We start from the raw sequence: 12,094 nt of genomic DNA on the forward strand, positions 1-12,094 counted from the left end.
GCACGCACACTCAAACAAAGACGAGATCAAGGGAAATTATGTGTATCTATATCGAGGGGGTTGATAATCCCAAGCGGCCTCGCTCCGCCAATAACAACCTGCCGACGACAAAAAGAAGGACGTGTTTAAAAACACACCACGCCCATATCATGATTCCTTTACTTACCCTGACCTTTTTTGACTGGGGTCCATGTCGATGCGCGGTCCAGTGACCGAGTATCGACGCCGACGGGCGACCGCCTTCCGCGGGGCTGATTGAGCCTCGTGGGGTGCGTCGATCGCTTATGGTGCGGGGAAGGGGACTTGAACCCCTACGCCACAAGGGCGCCAGATCCTAAGTCTGGTGCGTCTGCCGTTCCGCCACCCCCGCACTTTTCCGCCCGCCCCGATATTCTATCACGCCGCATCGCGCCTGCGCAGGATTGGGTACGGCGTGGGGAAGAGGGTCGGGCCAAAGGCTCGTGTCAATATGAAAAATAAGCGGGCCCCTGAGTTGAAAGCGTTTTCAGAAGGAAATACCCGCGGTCCCGTATCTCCAGAATATAGACCTGACGGCGGCGGGGCCGGTGAAGCTCGGGGTTCACGTCGAGCACCTGATTGCCGAAGGGAATCCGCTCGGCTCGGCCCAGACGGTCCAGCAGCGCCGGGCGGTCCAGGCTCTCCAAAGGGCCCGGCAGTGCGTTCAGCCCCTGAATCAGCCATTGGGCCAGGGCATCGGCACGGCCTGCTGCGACGGAGTCCGGGACCTGGAGGGTCCGGGTGTTCCACAGGTGTCGCTTGAGCTCCTGAAAGCCGCCGTGTTTTTCCAGAAAAAGGTTCTGGTCGGCGAAGACCATCCCATGGAAGGACAAAAACGACTCGTCCGGCCTGCCGCAGTGCCACAGCCTCCAGGGCGTGAGGGTGCGCATGAAGGTGCGCCACATCTCCTTGGAGGCCATGTTGCCCATGAACGCGACCAGGACGCCCTGCCCGGAGCTCTCGACCTCCTCCACGAGAAGGGCGAAGGTGTCGGTCACCGAGGCGTCCACCCAGTAGGGCATGGGCATGAATCCGGCGTCGAGCAGGAGCGATTGGCACAGCTTCGCCTCACGTTCCTGATGGACCGTGAAGCGGCTCCCCATGAGGGCCAGGCGGTCCTGCGAAGTGAGCGTTTCGACGGCGTAGGCGGCCAGGGCCTCGCTCCTGTAGTCGCGGAAAAGGTCGAGGCCGAAGACGAAGGGCAGGAGCCGGCCGTCAGCCCGGTGGAAGGAAACGTCCTCCCCGTTCGCCAGCATGAGGGGAATGCCGAGCGCGGCCGCCCTCCCGATCAGGATGCGGTCGACCTCGGGGGTGGCAAAACTTAGCAAGGCGACCGTATATTTGTCGACCGGCAGCGGAGCCGTGGCCGTACTGCCCTCGTCCATCGGGGGAAGATAGACGAACCGGAGGTCGTGCCCTCGGACCCCCTTGCCGCTCTCGTCGATCTCCGCCTCGTGCCAGGAGAGGGCCGCGCGTATGGATCTCCCCACGTTGTCCTCCCAGCCGCCCTCCGGGGCGACCACAAGGACTTTCCACGTCCAGTCCTTGTCCTGCTGCGCCCAGGCGGTTCCCTCCGCGCCCCATCCGGCCGAGAAAAGAAGAAAAAATGCTGCAAATATCGAGAAGAACTTCATTGGACCCCGCATCGGAACGCCGCCTCCCTGCATCCGTAATCCTGCGTCCTTAGTTAATTATACGACTACAATCGGCGGCCCGGAGCCGCGAAAGGGGCTGTGGCGAAGGCGGGGGAGAGGATGTGGTCGATCAGGGCGCGGATGCCGTGCTCCGAGACGGGGGGGATGATGAGGTCGGCCTCCCGAAGCAGCGCCTCGTGTGCGTTGGAAGGCGAGGCCGCGACGTCTGCGCGGCGCAGAAGCTCCCTGTCGTTGCAGTGGTCCCCGGCCGCCACGATCACCTCGGGCCGGGTGGGCAGCTCCGCGAGGAGGCGGTCCAGCGCGCTTCCCTTGGAGACGCCCAGGGGCTGGATGTCCATGAACTGCGGGCCTCCGGGGCAGATCTCGGCCTCGCGTCCGAAGCGCTCCCGAAGGTCCTTCTCCACCTCGGGCATGAGCCGGGATTCCATCCACAGGCAGATGCGGAAGACGGGCTCCGTCACCACCGGCTCCGTTACGAGGCGGATGGGGCCGAGGTTTGCGAAGAAGCTCCGGGTCTGCGTGTCCGTCTCCCGGCAGGAGATGCGTTCGTCGCCGGACACCTGGAGCTCGAGGGGCAGCGTCCAGACGTACTCCAGGATGCGGTTGGCCAGGTTCTCCTCCATCAGGCGGCTGTAGAGGGGGCGCCCGACGGGGTCCACGATGCGGCCTCCGTTATAGAGGATCGAGGGACGGGTCACCCCGATCGCCTCCATGTGTCCGCGGGCCGTGCTGTAGGTTCGCCCCGTGGCGACCATGATCTCCCAGCCTGCGCTGCGGAGACGGGAACAGGCCTCCCGAACCTCGTCCGCGACGGCCTCTCCGATCGACAACGTGTCGTCTATATCCGTGATGAACAGTTTCATGCCAAACCTCGGGCTCCCTTCAGGAGCGGGAAACCCCGGGCCCTTGGAAATCCCGGGAACATGAAGAAAGGCTGCGCGCGGGGCGCAGCCTTTCCATCGGTAAATGCTGTGGGGCCGTCTATTTCTTCTTGGGCGCGGCGTTGCCTTTGGCCAGCTGCTGAATGACGTCCTGCGTGATGTCCGAACCGCCGATCAGGACGACGGACTTGTTGAGGACGAGGGTCAGCTTCTTGTTCACGGCCACCTCACGGACGGCCTGCTGGCAGTCCCTGAAGATGGGGTCCATGATCTTCTGCTCTTCCTTGGCCAGCTCCATCCGTTTTGCCTGGACGATCTGAGCCTTCTTGGCGGGGTCGGACTCCTTGTCGGCGGCGGCCTTCGCCTCGGTCTCCTTCTGGCGGGATATCGTCGCCAGCTGAGCCTTGGCGTCGTTCATCTTCGGGTGGTTGTTGGTGACTTCGTACATATCGATGACGCCGACGGAATCGACCGCCGCGTTCGCGGCTCCACCCGCGGCAAGCACAAACACAATCGCCGTTACGCTCAAAACCAGAAAGTTTCTCAAAAACAACATGAATCCCTCCTAATAGGCTTGAAATCCAAAGCTTTGCCCTTTTCCCCTCAGGCACGACCAACTGGCATTCTAGCATCGATGGAGGGCGGTACAAACGTCAGGATTACTCATATTCCTACCCGTGGAACCGTCGGGGCTCTCGGTCCGCTCCGTGCCTGCGGTGTCCTCGCCCTCGCCCCAATATTTGCCTTCCAGGACCGACGCGACCTCGAGGGCGATCCGCCCGCAGTTCTCCAGCCGGCAGGGGACGTTCTTGGGGATGAAGATCCCGTCCCCCTCGGGGACGAAGCGCTCCTCGTCTCCAAGGCGCACGCGCGCCGCCCCCTTCACGACGATCCAGTGCTCGGCGCTGTGGCAGCGGGGCGGGAACGATGCCGCCTTGCCCGGCGTCATCACCAGGTGCCGGACCTTGAAGCGCTCCGCCTCGCAGAGGACCCGGTAGGCCCCCCAGGGCCTCGTACACTCGGAGATCTGGCTGACCTCCCGCCGCCCCTCGGCCTTCAGTCCCCGGACGACGTCGCGCACGCCCTGAGAGGCTCCGCGCCGCGTGACGAAGAGCGCGTCGGGCGAATCGACGACGATGAGGCCCTCGACGTCGCTCAGCACCGTCAGCCGGTTCCGGGAGTCCACGAAACAGTCGGAGGCATTCCGGAGCGTCACGTCCCCGACCGTCGCGTTGCCCCGCTCGTCGCGGTCGGACACCTCGTGCAGCGCGTCCCAGGATCCGACGTCGGACCAGCCCGCGTCCATCGGAACCACCGCCACCCTCCGGGCCCGCTCCATGACGGCGCAGTCGAAGGAGACGGGCTCGATGCCCTCGAAGTCCCCGGCCAGGGCCTCCGTTCCCCGCCCCGCAAGGGCGGCCAGGTCCGGGGCCGTCCGCTCGAGCTCCCGCTGGAGAGAGCCGAGGGTGAAGACGAACACGCCGCCGTTCCAGAGATAGTCGCCGCTTCGCAGGTACTCCCGCGCGGTCTCCAGGTTGGGCTTCTCCACGAACGCCTCGGCCTCGAACCAGGCTCCCCGCTCCGCGCCTTTGCGGATGTAGCCGAAACCGGTGTCGGGCCGGTCGGGGACGATGCCCAATGTCGCCAGGTATCCCGCCGCCGCGGCCTCCGCCGCGCGCTCCAGGGCTGCAGCGAAGGCGTCCGGATCGCGGACGATGTGGTCGCTGGGGGTGACGATCACGATGTCCCCGTCCCCCGCGCCGGACTCCCGGAGCGACTCGCAGCCCAGCAAGATGGCCGGCGCCGTGCTGCGCATCGTCGGCTCCGTCACGATGAGGTCCTCGAACGGCCCCGCGACCTCCCGGGCCTGATGGGCCACCAGGGAGCCCCACTGGGCTCCGGTCACCGCCCGCAGGTGTTCCACGGGCAGGATGCGCAGCATCCGCACGATCGTCTCTTGAAACAGCGTCCGTGTGCCGGACAGGGCCAAAAACTGTTTGGGCAGGTCCTCCCGGGACCTCGGCCATAGCCGCGTCCCGCTTCCTCCCGTGAGGATCAGGCCATAAAGTTCGGACATCTCCATCGCTCCCTGCAGTATAATTTAGACATGAAAGTGCGGACGCCGCTCCGTTCCGCTCCCCGGCCTCGATATCATGGGCTGCATGGCGCAGGACGGCGGGGGGTCCTTGTGGATTGTATCCCTTTGAAATGGTACAATCAACAAAAGATTTTTGGGCCGATACCGATAACGACAATGGGGCCCGAGGGATAGACCCCACCGGCGGGCGAGATAGCGAATATGGCGTCGCTTCGCCGGGACGGGAGCGTTGGAGCTCGATGTTGGCGTTCTGTGGGGCGCCTGGATCTTATGAAATGGGACGACGAAAGGGGCAGGGAACTTCTATGGGCAAGCTGGCGGTGGTCGCGGTCGGAGGAAACTCGCTGATCAGGGATGAGGCTCATAAGACCGTAGCGGATCAGTACGCGGCCATATGTGAGACGGCGGTCCATATCACGGATATGATCGAGAGCGGCTACGACGTGGTCGTCACCCACGGCAACGGCCCTCAGGTTGGCTTCATCCTGCGCCGTTCGGAGATCGCCGAGCAGGCGGAGGGGATGCATCCGGTCCCGCTGGTGAACTGCGGCGCGGACTCGCAGGGGGCCATAGGATATCAGATCCAGCAGGCCATGGGCAACGAGTTCCGGCGGAGGGGGCTGAACAAGTCCGCCGTGACGGTCGTGACTCAGGTCCTGGTGGATGCGGAGGACCCCGCGTTCGGAAAACCCTCGAAACCGATCGGCTCCTTTTTCGGGGAGGATCGGGTGGATCGGGTACGCCGCGAGCATCCCGACTGGACCCTGGTCAGCGATGCCGGACGCGGCTACCGCCGGGTGGTAGCCTCTCCGATGCCGAAGGAGATCATCGAGGCCCCGGCCATCGAGAGTCTGCTGGGTCAGGGGTATTGCCTCGTTGCCGTCGGCGGCGGCGGCATACCCGTGGTCCGGCGTCCCGACGGGACGCTTGAGGGACGGGATGCCGTCATCGACAAGGACTTCGCATCGAGCCTCCTGGCCTCGCGTCTGAAGGCCGACCTGCTGGTCATCTCCACGGGGGTCCCTCAGGTCTGCATCAATTTCGGCAGGCCGGACCAGAGGGCTCTGAGTCGGGTAACGGCTGAGGAGCTGAAACGTTATGCGGACGAGGGGCATTTCGCGCCGGGCAGCATGCTCCCCAAGATTCAGGCCGTCATTCAGTTTCTGGAGTGCCCGGGCAGGGAGGGGCGACGTGCCCTCATCACGGATCCTCAGTCCCTGGGCAGGGCCGTTGAGGACAGAGCGGGAACGCACGTAGTGCCTTGAGCGTTCTTCCGCCTTTCTTTTTGTCGTTTTCCCACGTTTTTGTATGCGCTGAAAAAAACCGCTGGGTGCTCCGGCAGCGGGTTTCGTGTCGCGATTGAGTCAGGAGGCGGAGGTTCTCAATACGATGACTAGAAAAAGATTTGGAGATATCTTGCTTGAGGCCCGCATGATCACACCCGAGGATCTGGAGCGGGGGTTGGACGTCAAGGCTTCGGATCCGGACAGGCGTCTGGGCGCTATTCTGGTGGGCCTGGGGATCCTGACGGAGGAGCAGGTCACGGAGGCCTTGGGGCTCCAGTTCATGTTGCCCGTCGTCAACGTGGGGGATTACATAACCAATGTGGTGACCCACAACGTCCTGCCCGTGGACCTGATGCAGCGCTTGAACGCCTTTCCCCTGGAGCTGCAGGATCGCGGATCGGTCCTGCTCGTGGCGATCTCGGACCCTCTGGATGTGGCCACCCAGGAGGAGCTGCGCAAGGCGGCCCCGATGGAGCTTCGCTTTGCGCTGGCCCCGGCCGGGGCGATTCACAAGGCTCTTCTGATGGTGCAGAACCCTGCGCGGCCAAGGCTGAGCGATGTCTTGAGCCATGCCGAGGGGATCCGAGGAGCGCTTTCGACGGCGCCCTTCCCCTCGGGGGCGGACGCGGCGATGCCGGATGGGGGGGCGCCCCGACGGCGCGCGGAGGCGGAGCCCGGGCAGGGTGTCCCCGCATCCGGTCCCGTGCCGAGTGTTGCCCGTACGCGGTTGAGCGATATCCTGAGTCACGCCGAGGGGATCCGCGGAGCGCTTTCGATGGAGCAGGGCACGGCCGGAGAGGTCCTGCCCAAGGAGGGGCGGCGGCCGGAGCTGTCCTCCCGGGGCAACCTCGCCGAGGAATCCGACACGGTGTCCGAGGAACCCCGTGTCCGTCGTCGTCGTCCCGTCGTCTATGAGCCGGGAGACGAAGGGGCGTCTTATGCCGAGCCGAGTGCAGCCCCCGTCCGCCAGAGGCGTCGTCCCGTCGTCTATGAGGGGACCGATGGCGGCGGCGCGCCGTCTGCCGGTACGCCCGCATCGGCCCCTGTCCGTCATCGTCGTCGTCCCGTCGTATACGAGGATACCGATGACGGCGCGCCGCTTGCCGCCGCGCCCGCGTCGGCTCCCGTCCGTCAGAGGCGCCGCCCCGTCGTATACGAGACGGAGCCGGAAGACCTGTCTCATGCGGTACCCCCGGAGGACTTCGGCGGCCAGGAGCAGGGGGGCGTCGCCGAGCCGACGCCTCAGGACGCCGTGTCGGCCCCGGAGCCCTTGAATTCGGTCCCGGAGCCTCTGAATGAGAGCCCCGCCGTCGTCCCCGAGGTCGTTTCCGAGATGGAGGCGCCTCGTCCCGAGCCCGAGGCTGTCGGGCCGTCGGCGGCCGTCGTCACGGATTCTCAGGACGGTCGGCCTGTCGGGGGTGGGGACACGCGGGCCGCTTCCGCCGCGCCGGACGACCGCGCCCTGATACCCAGCTTCGCCGCGCTGCACTTCCACCAGCCCAAATTGGGCGATATCCTGGTCCAGGCGGGGGTCATCGATGAGTCTCAGCTGGTCCGGGCGCTGCAGATACAGCAGGGGGGCAGGGATGACAAGAGGAAGCTGGGGGAGGTGCTCGTCTCCGAGAAGTTCATCACGGAGACGCGCCTGGCCGAGGCGCTCTCCACCCAGCTGAAGCTGCCCCTGTTCACCCTGACGCGCTACCGCCCCATGCCCGAGGCCATCCGGCTGGTGCCCCGTGCGGTCGCGGAGCGCCTCAGCCTGATACCGCTTTCGATCATGGAGGACGATCTCCTGCTCGTGGCGATGTCCAATCCCCTGGACCTTCTGGCCCAGGACGAGGTGCGGATGCTTACGGGCCGGAACCTGAAGATCGGGATCGCAACCGCGTCCGACATCAATCAGAACCTGGACCGCCTCTACAACCTCCAGAACAACCTCGCGGAGGCCATCGAGGATGTGGACACGGAGTCGGGGCAGAACCTCGAACTCGACTTCGACAACGCTGTGGACGAGGCTCCGGTCATCCAGCTGGTCAGCAACCTCCTGCAGCAGGCCGTGCGCGAGGGGGCTTCGGACATTCACGTCGAGGTCTACGAGAAGACGGCGCGCGTGCGCTTTCGCGTGGACGGTCAGCTCTACAACGCGTTCGACTACCCCGTGGCCCTGCATCCCTCCGTGTCCGCCCGCCTCAAGATCATGAGCGGCATGGACATCGCGGAGAAGCGCAAGCCCCAGGACGGCCGCATCCTGATCCGCGTGGACGGCCGGCGCATCGACCTCCGCGTCAGCGTTCTGCCCACTATGAACGGGGAGAAGGTCGTCCTTCGTATCCTGGACCAGGAGAGCTCCGCCGTGGGGCTGGACCGCCTGGGCCTGGAGGCGGACGACATGGAGAAGATCGACATGTTCTGCGGCATGCCCTGGGGCATCATGCTGGTGACGGGCCCGACGGGCAGCGGCAAGTCGACGACGCTCTACTCGATGCTCCAGAAGATCAACCAGCCGGACGTCAACATCATCACGGTCGAGGACCCCGTGGAGTTCTCCGTCGCGGGGATCAACCAGGTCCACGTCAACGAGAAGGCGGGCCTGACGTTCGAGTCCGCCCTGCGCTCCATTCTGCGCCAGGACCCGGACAAGGTCATGGTGGGAGAGATCCGCGACCAGAAGACGGCGCAGATCGCCATCCGCGCGGCCCTCACCGGGCACTTCGTGCTCTCGACCCTGCACACGAACGACGCGCCGAGCGCCGCCACCCGTATGGTCGACATGGGGGTTCCCCCCTTCCTGGTCTCGGCGTCGTTGTCCGGGGTCATCGCCCAGCGCCTGGTGCGGCGCCTGTGTCCCATCTGCCGTGAGGAGTACGAGCTGAACGAGAACATGTGCGAGACGCTGAACGTCCCGGTGGGGACCCATGCGTTCCGGCCCCGCGGCTGCAACGAGTGCCGCAACGGCTACAAGGGGCGCCGCGGCATCTACGAGATCATGATGGTGGACGACGAGCTGCGGCGCATGATCCTGGAGGGGGTCAGCAACATCCAGCTTCGCGCCGAGGCCATCAAGCGGGGGATGAAGACCCTGCGCCAGTCCGGGATCAACAACGCCCTGGCGGGACATACCTCGCTCGAGGAGGTCTTTGCCACCACGCTTTAGCCGTCGTGACCGTTTTGTCGTCGGGAACCGGGGCCATGGGCGGTCCGGGGTTTCCCGGGTACGGATTTCTGCGGATGCGGTTTGGGCGGGCCTTCGAAGGGCTGCCGCCCGCTTCGAGCCAAACTGTTTCATTGAGGAGGCCTTTACCTTGCCTATCAGTCTGAAAGCCTTGCTGAACGACGTCGTCTTGAAGAACGCCAGCGACCTGCACATCAGCGTGGGGGTCCCTCCCGTGATCCGAATCGACGGAAGCCTGAGATATGTCGAGGGGGGCGGGATCCCGACGGGCCTGGACATCGAACGTGCCCTGCTGGAGGTGCTGAACCCGGGGCGGCTGGAGGTCTTCAAGGAGGAGAATGAGCTGGACTTCAGCTTTACCCATACGGGGCCGGATGGGATCGAGGCACGGTTCCGCGGAAACTGCTTTTTCGAGGCCCACGGCATGGCGGCGGCCTTCCGCCTGATCCCCACCTATATCCGCTCGGTGGATGAGCTCAACCTCCCCCTGGTGCTGAAGGAGATCGTCCGCAAGCGGCGGGGGCTCTTCCTGGTGACGGGGCCCACGGGGCACGGCAAGAGCACCACCCTGGCCGCGCTTATCAAGGAGATCAACATGACCCGTTTCGAGCACGTCATCACGATCGAGGACCCGATCGAGTACGTGCACCATTCGGAGCGGTGCCTGATCCATCAGAGGGAGGTCGGGACGGATACCGCCAGCTTCGCCGAGGGGCTGCGCCGTGCCCTGCGCCAGGACCCGGACGTGATCCTGATCGGAGAGCTCCGGGATCTGGAGACCATTGCGGCGGCGATCACAGCGGCGGAGACGGGACACCTGGTCCTGGGGACGCTGCACACCCAGGACGCGGCGCAGTCCGTCGACCGGCTTATCGACGTCTTCCCGTCCCATCAGCAGACGCAGATTCGGGTGCAGCTGGGGTCGGTCCTGCTGGGCATCTGTTCGCAGCAGCTCATCCCCAAGGGGGAGACCGGCGGACGGCTCTGCGCGACCGAGCTGCTGATCGCCAACCCCGCGGTGCGCAACTGCATCCGGGAGGGAAAGGGCAGCCAGATCCGGACCCTGATCCAGACGGCGGCCAACATCGGGATGCACACGATGGAGCAGAGGCTCTCCGAGTTCGTCAGGAACGGGTCCCTGTCCCTGGATGCCGCGATGACCTATGCCTACGACCCTCAGGATCTGCAGCGGATCCTGTCGAAAGGTGTCTGACACGACTGATTTGGGGGTGAGGTTGCCATGAACTTCAGATACAGAGGCCGCGATGCGGGCGGCAGCGTCGTCGAGGGGCAGGTGGAGGCGGAGAACCAGGGAATGGCCCTGGAGACCCTGAGGCAGAGGGGCGTCGTGGTGCTCTCGATGAACTCGGGCGGAGGGGCGGCGGTCAGGACCGCTTCCGGGGAGTCGATGTCCCTGCTCGACAAGCTCCGGCGCATCGGCACGGTGTCGGGCAAGACCAAGATGGTCTTCTTCCGGCAGCTCGCAACGATGATCAAAGCAGGCCTGAGCCTGACGGCGGCGCTCGACATCATAGCGGAGCAGGAGAGGAACCTGGTCTTCAAGGATGTGCTGCTGGACGTGAAGGCCAACATCGACCGCGGCGTCCCCCTCAGCCAGGCCATGAAGCAGCACAAGGTCTTCAACGTCATGATGACCTCGCTGGTCCAGGCGGGCGAGGAGGGCGGTCTGCTGGACGAATCGCTGGAGCGCGTGGCGACCCTGCTCGAGAAGCAGGCGGCCCTGATCGGCAAGATCAAGTCCGCCATGTTCTACCCGTCCTTCGTCATTCTCTTCGCGATCTCTGTGGTGGTGCTCTTTATCGCGTTCATCCTGCCGAAGTTCAAGCAGGTTTTCGAGGGGATGAAGATCGAGCTGCCGGCCCTGACGCAGATGATGTTCCAGTTTGGGGAGTATTGCCAGCATAACTGGAAATTGATCGTGGGCGTGGCGTTCGCCGTCATAGCGGTCCTCGTGTGGCTCTTGAGGAGCCCCACGACGAAGCCCTTCATGGACAGGTTGAAGCTGAGGACTCCGGTGATCAAGAGCCTGGTCTTCAAGTCCTGTATGGCCCGTTCCACCCAGACCCTGGCCTCGCTGGTCTCGGCGGGGGTGCCCATCCTGAGGAGCCTCGAGATGGCGGAGGAGGTTTCGGGCAACGACGTGATCCGCGTTGGGTTCGCCGACCTCCAGGCCTCGGCCAAGTCCGGCCTGCCGCTGGGCGATGCGGCCCGGCACGCCAAGGTGTTCCCCCCTCTGGTCTGCCAGATGATGCGAATCGGCGAGGAGACGGGCCATCTGGACGATATGCTGGAGCGCGTGGCCGCCTGGTACGACCAGGAGCTAGACGAGCAGATCAAGGCCATGACCTCCCTGATGGAGCCGGTGATGATCGTCTTCGTGGGCGGCATCGTGGCGCTGATCGCTATGGCCATCTTCGGCCCCATCACGTCGATAATGTCCAGTTTGGACTAGGGAGAATGAAAATTATAAATAGGTCTTGAGACCTATTGTCAATGAGCTAAAAATCTCTATAATGATCACCACAAAGTTCCACAAAACGTGGGACAAAAATCAGAGGAGGAATTCATTATGAAAATGCGCAAAGGTTTCACCCTCGTTGAGCTGTTGATCGTCATCATCATCATCGGTATCCTGGCGGCGGCCATGCTGATGTCCAGCGGCAGCGCAACGGATGCGGCGACGGCCTCCACGGCTATTTCCGAGATGCGCGCTCTGAAGGCGGCAGTTATTATGTCGATTGCAGAAGTGGGTGGAGTTGAGGGTAAGACTGATGCTGAGATCCTTCAGGTGGTCTCGATTGATGGAATGGCTAGGTATATGGAGAGGCCGGATGAGATCAAAACGAAGTATGAAATTAAGGTAACGGGGGGCGTCGTTTCGATTGAGCCTAAGACCCTGACCGCTTCCGTGCTTGATAAGGTTAAGAAGAACAAGGCTACGGGACCGAACGGAGACATGGGCT

Annotated in this window: 9 protein-coding genes and 1 tRNA gene; 5 read left to right on the forward strand and 5 right to left on the reverse strand. The window is 64.2% G+C overall.

Going from position 1 to position 12,094, the window contains the following annotated elements:
- Window positions 1–285 precede the first annotated feature (285 nt).
- The 5 genes from Q0176_RS03725 to Q0176_RS03745 form a co-directional block, all read right to left on the reverse strand.
- Window positions 286–370, reverse strand: a tRNA-Leu gene (locus tag Q0176_RS03725).
- Window positions 371–464: 94 nt separating this feature from the next.
- The gene (locus tag Q0176_RS03730; protein ID WP_299299363.1) at window positions 465–1,664 is read right to left on the reverse strand and encodes a hypothetical protein; all 1,200 of its coding nucleotides are present in this window, start codon (window positions 1,662–1,664) and stop codon (window positions 465–467) included.
- A 53-nt stretch (window positions 1,665–1,717) separates the two neighbouring features.
- Window positions 1,718–2,536, reverse strand: coding sequence for an HAD family hydrolase (locus Q0176_RS03735; protein WP_299299365.1), 819 nt, complete (start codon window positions 2,534–2,536; stop codon window positions 1,718–1,720).
- Window positions 2,537–2,654: 118 nt separating this feature from the next.
- On the reverse strand, window positions 2,655–3,110 hold the full coding sequence (locus tag Q0176_RS03740; RefSeq protein ID WP_299299367.1) for an OmpH family outer membrane protein: 456 nt from the start codon (window positions 3,108–3,110) through the stop codon (window positions 2,655–2,657).
- A gap of 69 nt (window positions 3,111–3,179) precedes the next feature.
- Entirely contained in the window at window positions 3,180–4,631 is a 1,452-nt protein-coding gene (locus tag Q0176_RS03745; RefSeq protein WP_299299369.1) for a mannose-1-phosphate guanylyltransferase/mannose-6-phosphate isomerase, read from the reverse strand.
- Between the two features lie 326 nt (window positions 4,632–4,957).
- On the opposite strand from Q0176_RS03745, the gene arcC reads away from it, so the two are divergent.
- The 5 genes from arcC to Q0176_RS03775 all read left to right on the forward strand — a co-directional run.
- A complete protein-coding gene (arcC, locus tag Q0176_RS03750) occupies window positions 4,958–5,917 on the forward strand; it encodes a carbamate kinase (protein ID WP_299299371.1) in 960 nt (319 codons plus the stop codon).
- Window positions 5,918–6,041: 124 nt separating this feature from the next.
- Window positions 6,042–9,092 carry an ATPase, T2SS/T4P/T4SS family gene (locus Q0176_RS11200; RefSeq protein ID WP_366797123.1) on the forward strand — a complete coding sequence of 1,017 codons (3,051 nt, stop codon included), beginning with the start codon at window positions 6,042–6,044 and terminating at the stop codon, window positions 9,090–9,092.
- A gap of 148 nt (window positions 9,093–9,240) precedes the next feature.
- Window positions 9,241–10,323 carry a PilT/PilU family type 4a pilus ATPase gene (locus Q0176_RS03765; RefSeq protein WP_299299373.1) on the forward strand — a complete coding sequence of 361 codons (1,083 nt, stop codon included), beginning with the start codon at window positions 9,241–9,243 and terminating at the stop codon, window positions 10,321–10,323.
- Window positions 10,324–10,350: 27 nt separating this feature from the next.
- The gene (locus Q0176_RS03770; RefSeq protein WP_299299375.1) at window positions 10,351–11,583 is read left to right on the forward strand and encodes a type II secretion system F family protein; all 1,233 of its coding nucleotides are present in this window, start codon (window positions 10,351–10,353) and stop codon (window positions 11,581–11,583) included.
- A 117-nt stretch (window positions 11,584–11,700) separates the two neighbouring features.
- On the forward strand, window positions 11,701–12,094 hold a 394-nt coding region (locus tag Q0176_RS03775), incomplete at its 3' end, for a prepilin-type N-terminal cleavage/methylation domain-containing protein (protein ID WP_299299377.1).

Source organism: uncultured Fretibacterium sp., from assembly GCF_938040765.1.
Classification (GTDB): Bacteria; Synergistota; Synergistia; order Synergistales; family Aminobacteriaceae; genus CAJPSE01.